Genomic DNA, 18020 nt, shown 5'->3' with positions numbered 1-18020 from the left:
ATGAACAACTGGCATAAAGACCTAATGACCAGGCATGCGCGGATTTGCTGCAGGAAAATGCAGACCTATATGAAACAGGCATGCAACCGTCTGCCGTTGGCGCAAAGAGCGCCGGACAAGACAATATTGGGTTTGGGTTGGAGTCAACGTGCGGGTGATATGATCAAGCCAGCGGGCTCGATCCAGGCCTACGAAACAAGCGCATGCGCGATGCCGCCAAAGCAGCAGCGCACATCAGGTTGACAGGCTTGTACGCGGTATCAAGCGAGTAACCAGCCTGTCATTAGGTAACGAGATAGTGATTTTTATCGGCGTATAGCGAGATGTGCCGTGGCATTCCTTGAAACGAGCATTGACAGGCATGAGGTTGACGCAAAGCGTCAACTCACGCTTATCATCCAGCCAGCGCCGTACTCAAGCCAGGCCCATGACATCATCAGGGCTGATCGGACGCGTACTTTTTATAAGAAAGTCACTTCTGCCGTTGCCCGATAGGTCGATCGCCAAAAAATAGCGACCGCTGTACATATTGTATTTAATAACCGTATCGCCGGGCTTGCCCGTAAAGTCGGCAACACAGTTCAGACTGACTCCCGCAGTGTTTGCCAGGGTGCATAAATCAATCTTGTCCCAGCCGGTCTTGAAGTCAATGAGCAAATCAGCCGCTGCGTAGCCAGAGTCCGCTACCGAGTTGTATTTGAAGACATTGCGTCCCCCTGCACCTCGCAGCGTGTCTGCACCTTCGCCCCCAACCAATACATTATTGGCCTCGTTGCCGATTATCCGATCATTGCCGGAGCCGCCAATGGCGTTTTCGATAACTGACGCTGGGCTGATATAAACATTGTTGGGTTTTCCGCCGACACTTGAATAAGCACCCGCCTCCAGATTGATGACTTGGTTCTGCCTGAACCCGGAAAAGTCGAATGTGTCATTACCCTGCCTGTCGTCAACTTCAAATTGTGGTTTGTCATGGGAAGCTACCAAGGACCGACCGGCATTTCCGGTGTTTGAGTTAAACCCGTATACGGTGTCCATCGGTGAACACTGTGTAGGCTCGGGTTCCGGGCATGGCTCTGGACTCGGGTATGGTTCTGGACATGGCTGGGGCTCCGGACATGGCTCTGGGGTCGGGCATGGTTCTGGACATGGCTGAGGCTCCGGACATGGCTCTGGGGTCGGGCATGGTTCTGACATGGCTGAGGCCTGACACGGCTCTGGGGTCGGGCATGGTCTGGACATGGCTGAGGCTCCGGACACGGCTCTGGGGTCGGGCATGGTTCTGGACATGGCTGAGGCTCCGGACACGGCTCTGGGGTCGGGCATGGTTCTGGAGATGGCCTTGGCTGAGGCTGCGATTCAGGACGTGGCGCGGGCCTCGGCTGTGGTGCCGGACGTGGCTCCGGCCTTGGCTGGGGCTGCGGATACGGTTCAGGCCTCGGCTCCGGTTGCGGATAAGGCGCGGGCCTTGGCTGCGGTGCCGGACGCGGCTCCGGCCTTGGCTGGGGCTGCGGATACGGTTCAGGCCTCGGCTCCGGTTGCGGATAAGGCGCGGGCCTTGGCTGTGGTGCCGGACGCGGCTCCGGCCTTGGCTGGGGCTGCGGATACGGTTCAGGCCTCGGCTGCGGTTGCGGATAAGGCGCGGGCCTGGGCTGCGGTGCCGGACGCGGCTCCGGCCTTGGCTGGGGCTGCGGATACGGTTCAGGCCTGGGCTGCGGTGCCGGACGCGGCTCCGGCCTTGGCTGGGGTTGCGGATACGGTTCAGGCCTCGGTTGCGGATAAGGCGCGGGCCTGGGCTGCGGTGCCGGACGCGGCTCCGGCCTTGGCTCAGGATACGGCTCAGGTCTCGGTCGCGGCGGCGGACATGGTACCGGCCGCGGCTGCGGGCGCGGACAGGGTTCTGGCCTTGGCGGTGGACACGGGTAAGGTCTGGGCTGCGGTTCTGGACAGGGTTCAGGCCACGGCCTCGGAGGTGGACACGGATTGGGGTTGATAGATCCCCCACAGCGACTCATTACCTGCCTGAATCCGTTAAAATTTTCCGCCAGCCCGTTTAATACGCTGCTTCGGCCTTGAAAGCCGTTGAAAACACTCTTATCAGTACTTCTAGAGGGATGCCTATCGACATGATAGTCCTCGCCCTCCAACGGGCTGTAGAACGGACTGAATGCAGGGGTATTACGAGGACATGGAGTAGAGACACTCTGACGGCCACTATCCATGTTGGACTTATTAGTTTCACTCGGTCTGCTCAGAGGATTAAATTGTCTTGGGGCACTGGAAAAGCCATCACTTCGAGACCCCACACTGGAAACATTAACCTGCATTTTAAAATCCGCCTATCCAAGTTGAAATAATTAAAATCAATGTAGTCTGCCGAGGGCGAAATTCGCTGTGAAAATATACGAGCACGCGATCAAAGCGGCGTTAAATTCCCACAATCAAAAACACCAAACAACACCTCTTCTATTTCAACTTAAAACGTCACTTCATGTACGTTAGACCGATTTCACGACACCACAAGAATACATTTACCCACAACTAAAAAACCTCACAAAACGTGCACACCTTTAAACCTTGCAACATAGAACCTTGAAATTTCAGAATGACACAACACGGATAAACACTCACACAACAGTATTACCCAACAAACGGATAATCGAACACGAATGACTTTTACCGCACTTGGCGATTACCAATGAATACGGTGAGCTCCGAGGTCACGACCCCGTACCGCAAGCCCCCCCTATTCAGACGAAGCAAACCCGCATGCCGCGCATTCGCAACCGTACACCTGAACTTGCCATGCATCGCCGTTGCCGAGCAGGGTCAGGCGCATACCGAGTGCCCGTGATCCAGGCAGCACAGCAGACGGGCGACGGTATGTTCCAATGGGCCGGAGTTATCCAGTACAAACAAGCCCGCGCCATTGCCAGCGATCAGTTCGGCAGTAAACCGCGCATTGCGCGCCAGGCGCTCTTCGATGTCCTCCTGGGATTCTCGCCCCCGTGCGATCAAGCGCTGGCGCAACACGGCCTGATCCACCGTCAGCAGCAGCACCAGCAACCTCGGATAACGCTCGCGGGTCTGCGCCAGGTGGGCGCGGGAGCCATTGACCAGCACATCGTCCCCGGCTGCCAGCCAGTCGTCGATCTCACGAGGAATTCCATAGGACAAGCCATTGGCCTGCCAGCTCAAGGCAAACGCGCCCTGGGCATCCATCGCCGCAAACTGCCCCGGGCTCACCCCTTGTGCCGCTTCGCCCACTGCCTCTGCCGAGCGCGTGATTACCCGGCGTACCAGGCGACAGCCGCGCTCGACCAAACGCGGGCGCGCGGCATCCAGCAGGCTGTCCTTGCCCGAACCCGATGGCCCGATGAGATAGATCAACCTGCCTGCCATCAAAACACCCTCTTCGCTTGTCTCCAGACTTGTTGTACCACCGGCAAGCCTTAGCGGCTCCGCCCTGTTGATCAGCCAGTACAGACGCCACGTGCAACAGGCTGGCCGGGTAGTCACAGGAAAGTATATCCAGCAATCGTGCATCGGCCACGCCGACGGCGGCCACCTTACCCGAGTGCGACCCACCGCGCACCACGTATGCGCCACGCGTAATAAAGGATTTTACCTACGGCCAAGCATGCGCAATGCCTCCATCATGCCGAGCGAGCTGCACGCAGGAGGTCGTGCCCCAACCAGGTTTCCATCCCTGGTCGACCGCCTGCGTACAGCTCGCCCTGTTTGACTCACTCCATCAGTGACTGAACCTATATCGGGGGCAAGCCCCCTCCCACATTTGCCCAGCGGTGATTGGCAGAGTGCATTTCAAGGCCATGAAAAAGGCGACCCGAGGGTCGCCTTTTGTCATTGTGCGTACTGCTTGCTCAAGCCCGGCGGTACGCCCTGTACGTTGGTCTCTTCCCAGGGCCCGTTGGGACTGATGGAGCGGCTCCAACCGTTGCTCCAGCGATAGTAGGTGCGCTGGCGGTAGAAGGTGTCGGGCTGGTCGTCGAGTACGTACACCTGCATCTTGCCGTCCCAGTGGCTGGCGGCGCCCGGTGGTGGAGCGAAGGTGGGCGATTTGGTTGGCAGTGGCTTCGGCGGCGGGGTCACCGGGCCCGACGGCTTGGTGCTCGGCTGGGTCGACGGGCCCGACGGCGGGATGGTCGGGCCGGTGGGGCCCGGCGGTGGGCGGTGAACCGCACAAGCGCTCAAGCCAAGTACCAGGCTAAGCAGGGTGATGCGTGCAAATGCGGTCATGGGCGTTTCCTCGCGTTATTTATCCGGACTGTCGATGGTCAGCTGCTGCGGCGCAGTGGTGCTGCTGGCCAGGGGTTGGCTGCGGCCGATCCATTCGCCAGTGGTCGGAACACCTGCCCGGGATATGCGCGCAACCAATTGGACTTCGGGGAAGTTGGACAGTTTCAACTGCGGCATCATTGCATCGGCATCGCCGAGTTCGACGGTGATGGGAAGGTCGGCGACGGTCACGCGTTTGGCCGCCAAGGGTGCCGGCGGGCCTGTTACGGCACGGGCGAAGATGAACACGCTGTCGGTTGGCAGGGCTTTGGCCTTTACTTCGGCGGACAGGTCCACACGCACTGTCATGACCGCCTTGTGCGCGACCGTACCGCCGCTTTCCTTGAGCTTCTCGGCTGCGCGATCAATACCGCCTTGCAGCGCCACACGGGAATTGTCTTGGGGCGGCAGTTGCGCCAGCAGGCGGTTCCAGTAGTCGATCGCCTCTTGGTAACGCTGGCCTTCAAAAGCTGCGATACCCAACAGGCCAAGACTGGTGACTTCCTTGGGGTCGAGCTTCAACGCCTCGTCCGTCAGCGCCTGCACCTTGGGCGACCACTGTTTGTTGTCGGCAAAGTATTGCGCCTGGGCCCACTGGCCGAGCAGTTCCGGCTGGCGCCCGGCCAATGCCACGGTACGCTCGAAGACTTTGGCGGCATCGGCGGAGCGGTCCTGGGCCATGTAGGCGCGGCCAAGGAAGTACAGGCCCTCGGCCGAGTCCGGCTGGGCTGCCGCGGCACGTTCCAGGCGCTGGGTCATGTCGGCCATGGACACTGGCGGCTGGGAGAACTCGCGGGTCAGTTCGACCTTGTCGCTCGCCCCATAATGCAGGTACAGCACAACGCCGAGCACGGGCACCAGAAACGCCGCCAAAAACGGCAACGGTTTACCCAAGCGCGATTCACGGGGCTTTTCCACGCCTTCGGTATCGGCCAGCAGCTCACGGGCGGCTTCGGCGCGGCCGGTGTCCAGTTGCGCGGCGTTCAATACACCTTCGTCCTGCTGCACTTGCAGCTCGGCAACGCGCTCCTGATACAGCGCCACGTTCAGCGCGGTGCGATCTTCTTCACGCTGGGCACGGCGGCCACGCATTACAGGGATCAACAGGAAACTCAGGGCAATCAGAAGCAGCAAGCCGGCTGCGAGCCAGAAATCAATCATCAGTCTTGGTGTCCAGCAATTGGTCGAGACGTTTGCGCTCTTCAGGGGACAGCGCATCGGAACCATCGGTCGGCGCGGCGCGGCGGCGACGCACGATCACCGCCATCACCACGACGCCGGCCAGCAGCAGGCCGGCAGGGCCGAACCAGAGCAGCGCGGTTTTGCCGGTGAGGGCCGGTTTGTAGCGCACGAAATCACCGTAGCGGTCGACCATGAAGTCGATGATCTGCTGGTCGTCCTTGCCCTCCCCAAGCATGCGGAAGATCTCTCTGCGCAGGTCGGTGGCGATGGGTGCGTTGGAGTCGGCGATGTCCTGGTTCTGGCACTTGGGGCAGCGCAGTTCCTTGGTCAGGTCGCGGAAACGCTCGCGCTCGGCGTCGTTGGCGAATTCGTAGGTGTCGATGGCAGCGTGGGCCACACCGGCCAGGCCTATGGCCAAAACAGCGGCGGCTAACAGACGCTTCATGGCTTGGCCTCATCGACGAGGGCCTGGTACTTGGCGGCCAGTTGCTCGCGCCACACCACCTCGTCGATCACGCCGACGTACTTGTCGCGGATCACGCCCTTGGCGTCGATAAAGAAGGTTTCCGGCGCGCCGTACACGCCAAGGTTCAAACCGAGGTTGCCGTCTTCATCGCGGATATCCAGCTGGTAGGGGTTATGGAACTCGGCCAGCCATTTAAGGGCCGCCGCATTGTCGTCTTTGTAGTTGATGCCGTAGATCACCACGCCCTTCTCGGCCAGCTTGTTCAGCACCGGATGCTCGACGCGGCAGGAAATGCACCAGGTCGCCCACACATTGACCAGCGCCGGCTTGCCCTGCAAGTCGGCCTGAGTCAGGGTCTTGTCGCCCTGCACTGTCGGCAGGTTGAATGCCGGGAATGGCTTGCCGATCATCGCCGACGGCAATTCGGCCGGGTCCAGGTACAGGCCGCGATACAGGAACACCGCCACCAGCAGGAACAACGCCAGTGGCACCACCATCAACCAACGCTTCATACCGCAGCTCCCATACCCAGTGCTTCACGCACCCGGCTTTTGACCTTGACCCGATAACGCCGGTCCAGCGCCGCGAGCAAACCGCCAAAACCGGTGAGCAAACCGCCGAACCAGATCCAGCGCACGAAGGGTTTGACATGCACCCGCACGGCCCAGGCGCCGTCGCCCAGGGGTTCTCCGAGAGCCACATAGAGGTCACGGGTGAAGCCGGCGTCGATGCCCGCTTCGGTCATCATCGAACTTTGCACGGTGTACAGGCGTTTTTCCGGGTGCAGCACGGCGATTTCCTTGCCATTGCGCACGACGCGCACCGTGCCTTTGTCTGAGGTGAAGTTCGGCCCTTCGAAGTGCTTGGCACCTTCGAAGACGAAGTGGTAACCGGCCAGGTCCATGGCCTCGCCCGGCGCCAGGCGCAGGTCGCGCTCGGCGCTGTTCTGGCTGGACAGCACCACACCGAGGGCGCACACCGCGATGCCGATGTGGGCGATCTGCATGCCCCAGTAGCTGCGGGTCAGGGTCGGCAGACCTTTGAGCAAACCTTTGTGACGGGTCTTGTCGAAGATGTCACGCACACCGGCCAGTAATACCCAGGCGGAGAGCAGGAAGGTAGCGAGCACTGCCCAGTTGAAGTCGCCGTAGGCGATACCGGCGACCACGGCCAGCGCAACGCTGCCGAGTAGCACCGGAGCGAGCATGCCCACCAGCCATTTCACCGGAGTGTCTTTCCAGCGCACCAGCACGCCGACCGCCATCACCACCATCAACAGGCCCATCAGCGGGATGAACAACGCATTGAAGTACGGCGGGCCGACGGACAGCTTGGCGCCGCTAAGGGCATCCAGCACCAACGGGTACAGGGTGCCGAGCAGGATCATCGACGCGGCCACCACCAGCACCAGGTTATTGCCCAGCAGCAGGGTTTCCCGCGACCACAGGTTGAAGCCGACCTGGCTCTTGACCACCGGCGCGCGCAGGGCAAACAGGGTCAGCGAGCCACCCACTACAAAGAGCAGGAAGATCAGGATGAATACGCCACGCTCGGGATCAGAGGCGAACGCATGCACCGAGGTCAGCACGCCCGAACGCACCAGGAAGGTGCCGAGCAGGCTGAGGGAAAACGCGGCGATGGCGAGCAACACAGTCCAGCTCTTGAACACGCCGCGTTTTTCGGTGACCGCCAGGGAATGAATCAGCGCAGTGCCCACCAGCCAGGGCATGAAGGACGCGTTTTCCACCGGATCCCAGAACCACCAGCCGCCCCAGCCAAGTTCGTAGTAGGCCCACCATGAGCCCAGGGTGATACCGATACCGAGGAAGGCCCAGGCAACGATGGTCCATGGCCGCGACCAACGCGCCCACGCCGCATCCAGACGCCCGCCAAGCAAGGCGGCGATGGCGAAGGCAAAGGCTACGGAGAAGCCGACGTAGCCCATATAGAGCATGGGCGGATGCACGATCAGGCCGATGTCCTGCAACAGCGGGTTGAGGTCATGCCCGTCCGCCGGGATCTGCGGCAGCATGCGGCTGAAAGGGTTGGAGGTCATGATCAGGAACAGCAAAAAGCCAATGCTGATCATGCCCATCACCGCTAGCACCCGTGCCAGCATGACTTGCGGCAGTTGGCGCGAAAACACCGATACGGCGAAGGTCCAGCCACCGAGGATCAACGCCCACAGCAGCAACGAACCTTCGTGGGCGCCCCACACGGCGCTGAACTTGTAATACCAGGGCAAGGCGCTGTTGGAGTTGTTTGCGACATAGGCGACGGAAAAGTCGTCGGTCATGAAGGCGTAGGTCAGGCAGCCGAAGGCGAACAAGAGAAAGGCAAACTGGCCCCAGGCGGCCGGCTGCGCCAGGCTCATCCACAGGCGGTCACCGCGCCAGGCGCCGAGCAATGGCACCACGGCCTGGACCACGGCAAAGCACAGGGCGAGAATCATCGCCAACTGGCCCAGCTCCGGAATAAACAGTGCGGACGTCATCACTTAGCCCTCCTTGGCAGGCTGCGGATTCGCGCCAGGCGCGGACTGGCCGCTGTCTTTCAAGGCCTTTGTGACCTCCGGCGGCATGTACTTCTCATCGTGCTTGGCCAGCACTTCGTCAGCCACTACCACGCCATCGGCATTGAGCTTGCCCAGGGCGACGATGCCCTGGCCTTCGCGGAACAGGTCGGGGAGGATGCCGCGATAAGTGATGGTCACGGCCTTGTTGAAATCGGTGACCACGAAGGTCACGTCCAGGGAATCGCCGGAACGCTTCAACGAGCCCTGCTCCACCATGCCGCCGGCGCGGATGCGCGTGTCCAGCGGGGCTTCGCCATTGGCGATCTGGGTCGGGGTGTAGAACAGGTTGATGTTCTCCCGCAGGGCGCTCATCGCCAGGCCCACGGCAATACCCACACCGGCCAGGATGGCAAGGATGATCAACAGACGCTTTCTACGCAGCGGATTCACTTTTCGGTCTCCCGGCGCAGACGTCGCGCCTCTTGTTGCAGGTAACGTTTGCGGGCCAGGATCGGCGCGGCGACGTTGAGCACCAGCACTGCCAGGCAGATGCCATAGGCGGTCCAGACATACAGGCCGTGGTGGCCCATGGCGAGAAAATCACTGAAAGAAGCAAAACTCATCCACGCGCTCCCAGGCTGGTTTGCACTTCGGCTTTTACCCAACTGGTGCGGGCTTCACGCTTGAGCACTTCGAGGCGCATGCGCAGCAACAGCACGGCGCCGAAGAAGCAGTAGAACCCCAACACCATCAGCAGCAGCGGCGCCCACATTTCCACGGGCATCGCCGGTTTTTCGGTGAGGGTGAAGGTGGCGCCCTGGTGCAGGGTGTTCCACCACTCCACCGAGTATTTGATGATCGGGATGTTGATCACCCCGACAATCGCCAGCACCGCGCAGGCCTTGGCGGCGCTGTCGCGGTTGCTGATCGCGTTGCCCAGGGCAATCAGGCCGAAGTACAGGAACAGCAGGATCAGCATCGAGGTCAGGCGTGCGTCCCACACCCACCATGAACCCCAGGTCGGCTTGCCCCAGATGGCGCCGGTGACCAGCGCCACGGCGGTCATCCACGCGCCAATCGGCGCGGCGCATTGCAGGGCCACGTCGGCCAGCTTCATCTTCCACACCAGGCCAACGATGCCGCACACTGCCAGCATCACGTAGCAGGACTGGGCCAGCATCGCGGCAGGTACATGGATATAGATGATGCGAAAGCTGTTGCCTTGCTGGTAGTCGGGCGGCGCGAAGGCCAGGCCCCAGACCAGGCCGATGCCGATCAGCAACACGGCGGCGACGCTCAACCACGGTAGCAGCTTGCCACTGATGCCATAAAACCATTTGGGCGAGCCGAGCTTGTGAAACCAGGTCCAGTTCATTGCAGTTTCCATCACGGGTGCTTTTCGTCGTGGCGAGAAGCTCAGGGTCTTTACTGACTCAACGTCATCAACGCCGGGTCAGACCTCATTATTCGCCGACGCTGATTTTCAGGCCGGCGGCTATAGCAAAGGGTGTCAGGGTTACCGCCAGGGCGGTCAGGCTACCGAGCCATAAGAGGTAACCGGTCGCCGGCATGCCCATCAGCGCGGCTTGCAAAGCGCCGCTGCCGAGGATCAATACCGGGATGTACAAAGGCAGAATCAGCAGGGCCAGCAACAGACCACCGCGCTTCAAGCCAACGGTCAGCGCCGCCCCTACGGCTCCCAACAGGCTCAGGGCCGGCGTGCCAAGCAACAAGGATAGAAGCAACACCGGCAGGCACTCGCCGGGCAACCCTAGCATCATCGCCAGCAAGGGAGAGAGCAGCACCAGCGCCAGGCCGGAAAAAGCCCAGTGTGCCAGTACCTTGGCCAGTACCAGAAGTGGCAGGGGGTGCGACGAAAGGACCCACTGTTCCAGGGAACCATCTTCGAAATCACTGCGAAACAGCCCGTCCAGCGAGAGCAGGACGGACAAAAGTGCCGCTACCCATACCAATCCTGGGGACAAGGTTTGCAACAGTTTAGTCTCCGGGCCGACCGCCAGCGGAAACAGCGCGATCACAATCGCGAAGAACACCAGCGGATTGGCCAGCTCCGCCGGACGACGGCACAACAACCGGGCTTCACGGGCAACCAACAGGGCGAACACACTCATAGTGACCACCGCCCGAGGTCCAGCTCGCGAAAACCGGCGGGCAGGCGCGTCAATGTGTGGTGGGTGGTCAGTAACACCAGGCCGCCTTTCTCGCAGTGCCGGGCCAGGTGCTCTTCGAGTTGGGCCACGCCTTGTTTGTCGAGGGCGGTGAAGGGTTCATCGAGAATCCACAGCGGCGGCCCAGGCAGGTATAAACGCGCCAGGGCCACACGGCGCTGCTGGCCAGCGGACAGGGTATGGCAGGGAACGTCTTCGAAACCCTTGAGGCCCACTGAGGCCAGGGCCTGCCAGATGGCGTCGCGGGAAGCGGGATGATGCAGGGCGCTGAGCCAGCTGAGGTTTTCTTCGGCGGTGAGCACGTCCTTGATACCGGCGGCGTGACCGATCCAGATCAGGTTGCGCGCCAGTTCGGTACGTTGTTCGTGTAAAGGCTTGCCGTTGAGTTGGACTTCACCTGCCGTGGGCTGCATCAAACCGGCCATCAGCCGCAGCAGGCTGGTCTTGCCGCTGCCATTGGGCCCGCTGATTTGCACCATGTCGCCGCCCGCCAGCCGCAGCTCGAGTTGCTCGAACAACAGGCGCAGGTCGCGTTCACAGGCAAGCGCTACGGCTTCAAGAAGAGGGCTGGTCAAGAGATCGCGGGCCTTTACGGTTCAAGTCGGCGGTGCAGCGGCCGTTAAAGAGAGATGCACAATAACGACTTTGGCGACCGATTTTAGAGAGCTGGATCAAATAGTTGTGAGGTTTTTACCGCTCTCTTTGCAGACGGGCGGCATTATACATGCGATGCCCTACTCTAAAGAGGGCAATTTCCCCAGAGACGACGTGCACGATGACCGGCGAGATCAACCTACCTCCACTGCCTCCAGCGCCAGCGCCCAAACCTGCCCCGCTGCCTGCGGCGGGTGAGCTGCTCAAGCTGCTGGAGCCGCAGGCCGGCCTGATCGGCCCAGGGAAAACTGTGAACGCCGAGGTCATCGCGCTGAAACAGGGCAGCGAAGCCTTCCAGTTGTTGCTCAAACTGACCCTCGAAGGCGGTCGCCAGACCCTGGTACAGGCCAGCAGCGCCCAGCCCTTGCCATTGGGCAGCAATGTGGCGGTGAGCCAGGCGCCTGCGGGCAACCTGGCCATCACCTTGCAGCAGGCCATGAGCGCCAACGTTGCCGCCCTCACCCGCCTCGATACCTCGCAAATGCCGGTGGGCACGCTGCTGCAAGCCAAGGTGCTGACCACGCAGATGCTGCCCCAGGGCACGGGGCAGCCGGCGATCTATCGCTCGCTGGTGAGCGTGCTCAATAACGCCCTGGCCGGTGCCACCCTGACGCTGGAAAGCCCTCAACCCCTGCGGGTTGGCAGCTTGCTCAGCGCCGTGGTGCAGAACGCGCAAACCCTGAGCTTCGTGCCATTGAGCGGCTTGAAGGACCAACTGGCCGTAACCCAGCAGCTTGCCACCCAGCAAAGTCGCCAAGGCTCGCTGGATGCCGTGTTCAGCGCCTTGCAAAACCTGCCTCGTGGCGACAGCACCTCCGCCGACCTGCGGGCCGCTGCCGAGCGTTTATTGGCGGCGTTGCCCGACCTGGCGCAAGTCAGCAACCCCAAGGTGCTGGCGCAGGTGATCCAGAACAGCGGTGCTTTCCTGGAGGCCAAATTGCTCGCCGGGCAGAACCCGCAGATCCCCCCGCTGGATATGAAAGGCGCGCTGTTGCGCCTGGTCGCGGACCTGCTGCCCACCCTGCCCGCCAGCACCAACCTGAATGCCATCCTCGCCGCCAATACCCTGGCCCAGGCGCTGCCACACTTTGTCCGCAGCCCGTTGAACACCCTCGGCCAGGTCGGCGCCCGGCAGATACCCGCAAGCTTCCCGCTGCCCGAGCGGTTGATGGCCAAACTCGAAGGTGAAGGCGACCTCGAGAACCTGCTGCGCCTGGCCGCCGGCGCGATCTCCCGCTTGCAGAGCCATCAATTGTCGAGCCTGGAACAGACCGGCACCACCGCCGACGGCCGCCTGCAAACCACCTGGCAGCTGGAAATCCCCATGCGCACCTTGCAAGACATCGTACCGTTGCAGGTCAAGTTTCAGCGCGAGGAACCGGCGCCCGACAAGGACCAGCCCGAACGCAAGGATAAAAAAGAACCGAAACAGATGCTCTGGCGCGTCGAACTGGCCTTCGACATGGAGCCGCTGGGGCCGCTGCAAGTCCAGGCGCAATTGACCCAGGGCAAACTGTCCAGCCAGTTGTGGGCCAGCCGCCCGTTCACGGCCAGCCTGATCGAAAGCCACTTGGGCAGCCTGCGCGAACGCCTGGTGTCCTCGGGGATTGACGTCGGCGACCTGAATTGCCACTTGGGCACCCCGCCACGCGGCCCCAAAACCGGACTGGAACAACGCTGGGTGGATGAAACCGCATGAAGAACGCCACCCCACCCCGCCAGGCCATTGCCCTCAAGTACGACGGCCAACAGGCACCCACGCTGACCGCCAAGGGCGACGAGGCCCTGGCCGAAGCCATCCTCAAGCTGGCCCGGGAAAACGAAGTACCCATCTATGAAAACGCAGAGCTGGTGAAGTTGCTGGCGCGCATGGAACTGGGGGACAGTATTCCAGAAGAGCTCTATCGCACGATTGCCGAGATCATTGCGTTTGCGTGGACATTGAAGGGCAAGTTCCCGGCAGGGTACGACCCGGATGCGGGGCCGGTGGAGCGGGATGTCACAGAGCGTGGCGACGATTACTGAGTAGCCACAGGCATATACACATCCAAGTGCGGGAGGGGGCTTGCTCCCGATTGCGGTGTGTCAGTCACATTATTTCAACTGATACGCCGCTATCGGGAGCAAGTCGCCCTCCCACATTTGGAGCCGGCCACATTTTCGCTCTGTGTTCAGCTCAAGACTTCGCTCAAGGGAATGAAATTGACTTGATCACCGATATCCAGCGTCGTGCCTTCCATCACCTCCACAAACCCTTCAGCCCACGCCGCGCTGCGCAGCACGCCGGAACTCTGGTTGTGGTAGATGACCGCCTTGCCCTGCTCGATACGCCCACGCAGGTATTCACGACGGTTACCCGGCTTGGGCCAGGCGAACCCTGCTGGCACTTCGAAACGCAGCGGCTGCACCTGCACCACACCTTGGCGGCGTAGCAGATAGGGGCGCGCCAACAGCGCAAAGGTCACCAGGGTCGAGGCCGGGTTGCCTGGCAGGCCGATCACCGGCACGCCACGAAAATGCCCGAAGGTCAGCGGTTTGCCCGGCTTGATCGCCAGCTTCCACAGCGCCAGCTCGCCCTCTTCACGCAAGGCGATGCCGAGGAAGTCCGCTTCACCTACCGAAACACCGCCAGTGGACAGGATCAGATCGACGCTGCCCAGGCCCGCCAGGCGCGTGCGGGTCTGTTCCAGATCATCCGGCAGGATTCCGGCATCGATCACGTCACAGCCCATGCGCGCCAGCCAGTTGCACAAGACGCGGCGGTTGCTGTTGTAGATCTGCCCCGGGCCCAGCGGCAACCCCGGCTCGATCAACTCATCGCCGGTCGACAGTACGGCCACGCGCACGCGGCGCACCACGTCGAGACGATCACACCCCAGGGACGCGGCCAGGCCCAGCTCGATGGGCCCCAGTCGCGTACCGGCGGTGAGCACGCACTCACCGACCGTGGTTTCCTGGCCCTGGGGGCGGATGTTGTCGCCCACTTGCAGCGGCTCGGTAAAACTGACGCGCTGGTCGGCATGCACCACCGCGTTTTCCTGCATTTGCACGCAGTCCGCGCCCTGGGGTACCGGCGCGCCGGTAAAGATGCGGGCGCAAGTGCCGGGCGCCAACGGCTCGGGCGCATTGCCGGCGAAAATGCGTTGGCTCACCACCAGCGGTTCGCCGGTCCAATCCGCCAGGCGCACGGCGTAGCCGTCCATGGCGCTGTTGGGCCAGGGCGGCAGGTCAAGTGTGGAGATCAGGTCCTGGGCCAAGACCCGGCCGTCACACTCAGCCAGGGGCAGCACTTGCTGCTCGCGAACCGGCGCGGCTTCGGCCATGGCCAGCAGACGCTGCAAGGCGTCTTCCACCGGCATTAATGCACCGGTCTTGCCCGGCTTATCCACGGGATTCACAGGGTTCAGCCTGTTTCAGATGTGGGACGAAGTTGCACGGGCGGTGACGGCTATCCAGTTGCTCGGCGAGGATGCCGTCCCAACCGGTGCGCACGGCGTTGGTGGAACCCGGCAGGCAGCACACCAGGGTGCCATTGGCCAGGCCGGCCAGCGCGCGCGATTGCACAGTGGAAGTGCCGATATCGGCCACGGATATCTGGCGGAACAGCTCGCCAAAGCCGTCGACCTGTTTGTCGAGCAGGCAGCTCACGGCTTCAGGGGTGCTGTCGCGGCCGGTGAAACCGGTGCCGCCGGTAATCAGCACCACTTGCACCACGTCTTCGGCGATCCAATGGGCAACCTGGGCGCGGATCTTGTAGAGGTCGTCCTTGAGCAGTACGCGCTCGGCCAGGTGGTGGCCGGCGGCAGTCAGGCGGTCGACGAACACCTGGCCGGAGGTGTCGGTGTCCAGGGTACGAGTGTCGCTGACGGTCAATACTGCAATATTCAGGGGTACGAAGGGCGCATCGGCCTTGGCTTTCATGGCACGGTCCGGTTGTCGAAGGAACAGCCCGATGTTATATCACAGGCCCCCATTTACGTGCCGCAGCGGAACCACCATGTCTCTTCAATCTTCACCCCTGCCCTGTTCGATCCTGCTGTTGGCCGGTGGCCGCGGCCAACGCATGGGCGGCCAGGACAAAGGGCTGCTGCAATGGCGGGGCGAACCGTTGATTGCCCACCTGCAAAGGCTGGCCCGGCCGCTCACCGATGACCTGATCATCTCGTGCAATCGCAACCATGAACGCTATGCGCCTTATGCCGATCAATTGGTGAGCGATGACAACCTGGAATTTCCCGGACCGCTTGCCGGTATCCGTGCCGGACTACTCGCGGCACGCCATGAGCATTTGCTGATCCTGCCGTGCGATGTGCCGCAGATCGATGGGCGACTGCTCGCCGACTTGCGTGAGACCGCCCAGCGCAACCGGCAGCTGCCAGTGATGGTACGCCAGGGCGAGTTCTGGGAACCCTTGCTGTGTATCATCCCGACCAGCTTGAAAAACCAAGTGGAACAGGCGTGGCAAGCGGGTGAGCGCAGCCCGCGCAAGATCTTGCTGGAACTGGGTGGCGTGGCCCTGCAATGCACTGCCGATGACCCGCGCCTGGCCAACCTTAATACGCCCGAGCTGTTGCACCCACGGGCTGGCGTGTCAGAATGAGCCTTGCACAAGGAACTTTGCCGACGTCCCATACGTCACAAGGTCAGCAATTTAAAAGTATTCTCTCGGAGACAAACTCATGACTCAACGGACCATCGCCGCTCTCATGCTTGCACTGGGCCTCGCCACCCTCGCCGGTTGCGCTTCGCCAACAGTGATCACCCTGAATGACGGTCGCGAAATCCAGGCCGTCGACACCCCGAAATTTGACGAAGATTCGGGCTTCTACGAATTCCAACAGCTTGACGGCAAGCGCACCCGCATCAACAAAGATCAGGTTCGCACCGTTAAAGACCTGTAAGCCACAACGTTTGCACACAAGGCCCGCCTCGCGCGGGCCTTGTTGTTCCTGGGGTTTACCAGTCGAGGGTGATCCGGCTGCGGAAACTGCGTTCTTCACCGCTCACCGGATCGATAAAGCGTACGCCTTGGGCCAGCAGTTTCAGGGGGTTGGCGTAGTCATCCTCGGCATCCTTGATCACCTCGGGGTAGAACGGGTCATTGCAGATACTCGCGCCAAGGGCGGTCATGTGCACGCGCAACTGGTGCTTCTTGCCAGTCACCGGGAACAGGCCGTAGCGCCATAAGTGGCCGTTTTTCTCTCGCACTTGCACAGCCGTTTCGGTGTTACTGGCGCCCGGCCCTTCCTGCATGCGAAAGAACGGCTCGCCATCCACCAGCCGGCTTTTGTGCACCAAAGGAAAGCTGCGGTTCGGCAAGGCTGGGGCGATGGCTTCGTAGAATTTATCGATACGCCGCGTGGGAAACAGTTGCTGATACGCCGAGCGGCTTTGCGGGTTGGCCGAGAACAGCACCAGCCCCGCCGTATGCCGGTCGATACGGTGCAGGGGCACCAGCGCGGGGTTGCCCAGGCGCCGGATCAGGCGACGCAGAAGCGTCTGCTCAACGTACTCGCCAGCAGGCGTAACCGGCAGGAAATGCGGTTTGTCCGCCACCACCAGGTGTTCATCGGCGTACAGAATGCTTTCCTGTACCGGGATGACTTTCTCGTTGGGCACTTCGCGAAAGTAATAGATGCACAGGCCTTCTTTGTAGGCCAGGTCCAGGCTGATCGGGCTGCCATTGATATCCAGTACCCTGCCCCGCGCAATCCGGTCCAGCCACTGTTCGCGGCCGATGGCCGGGAAGTGCTCGCACAGGCAATCAAGCACCGTCGCCCATGGGCCTGGGGGCAGGTACAAGGTACTGGCTTGGTGCTGGGAAGGGGAAAAACCGGAAGTGGACATGCAGATGCTCGAAGCCTGGGAAACAGGCGGGCATTATCCCGCATGGCGCACGATTGCCTAGGGCCTATCTCAGCCCTTGGCCAATTGCGCCCGCAGGACCGGCGACGCGCTTGCCGCCTCGGTGAACTCCTTGAGCCAGCGCAATACGTCCACCGCTTCCCAACGGCCTGGATCATACAGCGCGTAAAGCAAGCCCTGGTAACCCACTACATCCAGCTGCTTGTGATAACCGGCACGCTGGAACAGCGCCTCGATTTCCGCAAAGCAGGTGTTGAAATGCACCTTGTTAAACGGCGTCTTGCCTTCCGTGACCAGGCCATCGAGGCGCAGCTCATTTACCGCGTCACGCACGACATCGGCAGACATGCGATTGACGCTGCTTTTCAGTTGTTCAACATTCACCACGGGCGTTCCCTCTAATCAATCGCTGTACGAATATACAGTAACGTAATATTGGGAAACCCGCCATCGCATAAATTTCAGCGCAGGAAGGCGACGACCTGATCACTGTCGAATGGCCAGTCCAGTTCTGCCCCGGTGTCGACCCGCCGCAGTACCGGGATCCTTAGGCCGTAGGCTTCGGTCAGGTCTACTGGATCAGCAATATCGATCAATTCAACCATCAGGCCGTGTTCGACCAACGGCATGAGGACCTCTTCGGCAAGTTCACAAAGATGGCAACCCAGGGTGCCGAACAGCTGGCATTCAGGAGGCATGACGAAAGAACCCGGTCAGAAAAACAAGTGATCATTCTAAACCCGCTCGCCCCATGAAATCCCATTGCCGACAAAACACCTGACCCAGGTCACCATGGCCTATAACTGATTCAGCGATTCTCGCGGCTTTTTGCCCGTCCACCTGCAACGGA

Annotated in this window: 22 protein-coding genes and 1 pseudogene; 5 read left to right on the top strand and 18 right to left on the bottom strand. The window is 61.4% G+C overall.

Features of this window, described 5'->3' with window-relative positions:
- Positions 1–414 precede the first annotated feature (414 nt).
- Positions 415–1038, bottom strand: coding sequence for a M10 family metallopeptidase C-terminal domain-containing protein (locus KVH01_RS25025; protein WP_217883274.1), 624 nt, complete (start codon positions 1036–1038; stop codon positions 415–417).
- A 238-nt stretch (positions 1039–1276) separates the two neighbouring features.
- Between KVH01_RS25025 and KVH01_RS25020 the strand changes: the two genes are divergently transcribed.
- Positions 1277–1993 carry a hypothetical protein gene (locus tag KVH01_RS25020; protein WP_217883273.1) on the top strand — a complete coding sequence of 239 codons (717 nt, stop codon included), beginning with the start codon at positions 1277–1279 and terminating at the stop codon, positions 1991–1993.
- 836 nt (positions 1994–2829) lie between these two features.
- On the opposite strand, the gene phnN is transcribed toward KVH01_RS25020, so the two are convergent.
- The 12 genes and pseudogenes from phnN to ccmA form a co-directional block, all read right to left on the bottom strand.
- Complete coding sequence (gene phnN, locus KVH01_RS25015; RefSeq protein WP_217883272.1) at positions 2830–3402, bottom strand: phosphonate metabolism protein/1,5-bisphosphokinase (PRPP-forming) PhnN; 573 nt, start codon at positions 3400–3402, stop codon at positions 2830–2832.
- Positions 3402–3598 (bottom strand): annotated as a pseudogene (locus tag KVH01_RS30075) (alpha-D-ribose 1-methylphosphonate 5-triphosphate diphosphatase); the annotation flags it as partial. The gene phnN and the pseudogene KVH01_RS30075, both read right to left, overlap by 1 nt.
- Before the next feature lie 266 nt (positions 3599–3864).
- Entirely contained in the window at positions 3865–4260 is a 396-nt protein-coding gene (locus tag KVH01_RS25010; RefSeq protein ID WP_043050426.1) for a hypothetical protein, read from the bottom strand.
- 15 nt (positions 4261–4275) lie between these two features.
- A complete protein-coding gene (ccmI, locus tag KVH01_RS25005; protein WP_217883271.1) occupies positions 4276–5460 on the bottom strand; it encodes a c-type cytochrome biogenesis protein CcmI in 1185 nt (394 codons plus the stop codon).
- Positions 5453–5926, bottom strand: coding sequence for a cytochrome c-type biogenesis protein (locus KVH01_RS25000; protein WP_217883270.1), 474 nt, complete (start codon positions 5924–5926; stop codon positions 5453–5455). Before KVH01_RS25000 ends, ccmI begins: the two co-directional genes overlap by 8 nt.
- Positions 5923–6459: a DsbE family thiol:disulfide interchange protein gene (locus KVH01_RS24995; RefSeq protein ID WP_057014552.1), complete on the bottom strand. Its 537-nt coding sequence runs from the start codon at positions 6457–6459 to the stop codon at positions 5923–5925. The genes KVH01_RS25000 and KVH01_RS24995 overlap by 4 nt, the downstream gene beginning before the upstream one ends.
- Positions 6456–8441 carry a heme lyase CcmF/NrfE family subunit gene (locus tag KVH01_RS24990; protein WP_217883269.1) on the bottom strand — a complete coding sequence of 662 codons (1986 nt, stop codon included), beginning with the start codon at positions 8439–8441 and terminating at the stop codon, positions 6456–6458. The genes KVH01_RS24995 and KVH01_RS24990 overlap by 4 nt, the downstream gene beginning before the upstream one ends.
- 3 nt (positions 8442–8444) lie before the next feature.
- On the bottom strand, positions 8445–8912 hold the full coding sequence (gene ccmE, locus KVH01_RS24985; protein ID WP_043050431.1) for a cytochrome c maturation protein CcmE: 468 nt from the start codon (positions 8910–8912) through the stop codon (positions 8445–8447).
- A complete protein-coding gene (gene ccmD / locus KVH01_RS24980; protein ID WP_043050432.1) occupies positions 8909–9085 on the bottom strand; it encodes a heme exporter protein CcmD in 177 nt (58 codons plus the stop codon). The genes ccmE and ccmD overlap by 4 nt, the downstream gene beginning before the upstream one ends.
- Positions 9082–9837 carry a heme ABC transporter permease gene (locus tag KVH01_RS24975; RefSeq protein ID WP_043050433.1) on the bottom strand — a complete coding sequence of 252 codons (756 nt, stop codon included), beginning with the start codon at positions 9835–9837 and terminating at the stop codon, positions 9082–9084. Before KVH01_RS24975 ends, ccmD begins: the two co-directional genes overlap by 4 nt.
- Positions 9838–9925: 88 nt before the next feature.
- Complete coding sequence (gene ccmB / locus KVH01_RS24970) at positions 9926–10594, bottom strand: heme exporter protein CcmB (protein ID WP_043050434.1); 669 nt, start codon at positions 10592–10594, stop codon at positions 9926–9928.
- Positions 10591–11226, bottom strand: a complete 636-nt coding sequence (gene ccmA, locus KVH01_RS24965) for a cytochrome c biogenesis heme-transporting ATPase CcmA (protein WP_217883268.1) — start codon at positions 11224–11226, stop codon at positions 10591–10593. The genes ccmB and ccmA overlap by 4 nt, the downstream gene beginning before the upstream one ends.
- A 200-nt stretch (positions 11227–11426) precedes the next feature.
- Between ccmA and fliK the strand changes: the two genes are divergently transcribed.
- Together fliK and KVH01_RS24955 are read left to right on the top strand one after the other, a co-directional pair.
- The gene (gene fliK / locus KVH01_RS24960) at positions 11427–13004 is read left to right on the top strand and encodes a flagellar hook-length control protein FliK (RefSeq protein ID WP_217883267.1); all 1578 of its coding nucleotides are present in this window, start codon (positions 11427–11429) and stop codon (positions 13002–13004) included.
- Entirely contained in the window at positions 13001–13330 is a 330-nt protein-coding gene (locus KVH01_RS24955; protein ID WP_043050437.1) for an EscU/YscU/HrcU family type III secretion system export apparatus switch protein, read from the top strand. The genes fliK and KVH01_RS24955 overlap by 4 nt, the downstream gene beginning before the upstream one ends.
- A 146-nt stretch (positions 13331–13476) precedes the next feature.
- Here the strand turns inward: KVH01_RS24955 and KVH01_RS24950 are convergent, their stop codons facing one another.
- Together KVH01_RS24950 and moaB are read right to left on the bottom strand one after the other, a co-directional pair.
- Positions 13477–14703, bottom strand: coding sequence for a molybdopterin molybdotransferase MoeA (locus tag KVH01_RS24950; RefSeq protein ID WP_217883266.1), 1227 nt, complete (start codon positions 14701–14703; stop codon positions 13477–13479).
- Complete coding sequence (moaB, locus tag KVH01_RS24945; protein ID WP_043050439.1) at positions 14687–15226, bottom strand: molybdenum cofactor biosynthesis protein B; 540 nt, start codon at positions 15224–15226, stop codon at positions 14687–14689. The genes KVH01_RS24950 and moaB overlap by 17 nt, the downstream gene beginning before the upstream one ends.
- A gap of 76 nt (positions 15227–15302) precedes the next feature.
- Between moaB and mobA the strand changes: the two genes are divergently transcribed.
- Both mobA and KVH01_RS24935 read left to right on the top strand, forming a co-directional pair.
- The gene (gene mobA / locus KVH01_RS24940) at positions 15303–15905 is read left to right on the top strand and encodes a molybdenum cofactor guanylyltransferase MobA (protein WP_217883265.1); all 603 of its coding nucleotides are present in this window, start codon (positions 15303–15305) and stop codon (positions 15903–15905) included.
- A gap of 79 nt (positions 15906–15984) precedes the next feature.
- The gene (locus KVH01_RS24935; protein ID WP_005786486.1) at positions 15985–16206 is read left to right on the top strand and encodes a YgdI/YgdR family lipoprotein; all 222 of its coding nucleotides are present in this window, start codon (positions 15985–15987) and stop codon (positions 16204–16206) included.
- A gap of 55 nt (positions 16207–16261) precedes the next feature.
- On the opposite strand, the gene KVH01_RS24930 is transcribed toward KVH01_RS24935, so the two are convergent.
- From KVH01_RS24930 to KVH01_RS24920, 3 genes are all read right to left on the bottom strand, one after another.
- The gene (locus tag KVH01_RS24930) at positions 16262–17152 is read right to left on the bottom strand and encodes a pseudouridine synthase (RefSeq protein ID WP_217883264.1); all 891 of its coding nucleotides are present in this window, start codon (positions 17150–17152) and stop codon (positions 16262–16264) included.
- 69 nt (positions 17153–17221) lie between these two features.
- A complete protein-coding gene (locus tag KVH01_RS24925) occupies positions 17222–17557 on the bottom strand; it encodes a transcriptional regulator (RefSeq protein WP_217883263.1) in 336 nt (111 codons plus the stop codon).
- A 74-nt stretch (positions 17558–17631) separates the two neighbouring features.
- Positions 17632–17868 carry a glutaredoxin family protein gene (locus KVH01_RS24920; RefSeq protein ID WP_217883262.1) on the bottom strand — a complete coding sequence of 79 codons (237 nt, stop codon included), beginning with the start codon at positions 17866–17868 and terminating at the stop codon, positions 17632–17634.
- Between the last annotated feature and the right edge of the window lie 152 nt (positions 17869–18020).

It is taken from the genome of Pseudomonas khavaziana, from assembly GCF_019145205.1.
Classification (GTDB): domain Bacteria; phylum Pseudomonadota; class Gammaproteobacteria; order Pseudomonadales; family Pseudomonadaceae; genus Aquipseudomonas; species Aquipseudomonas khavaziana.
The sequence above is the reverse complement of the archived record's forward strand: the minus strand, read 5'-3'. Positions and strand labels throughout refer to the sequence as shown.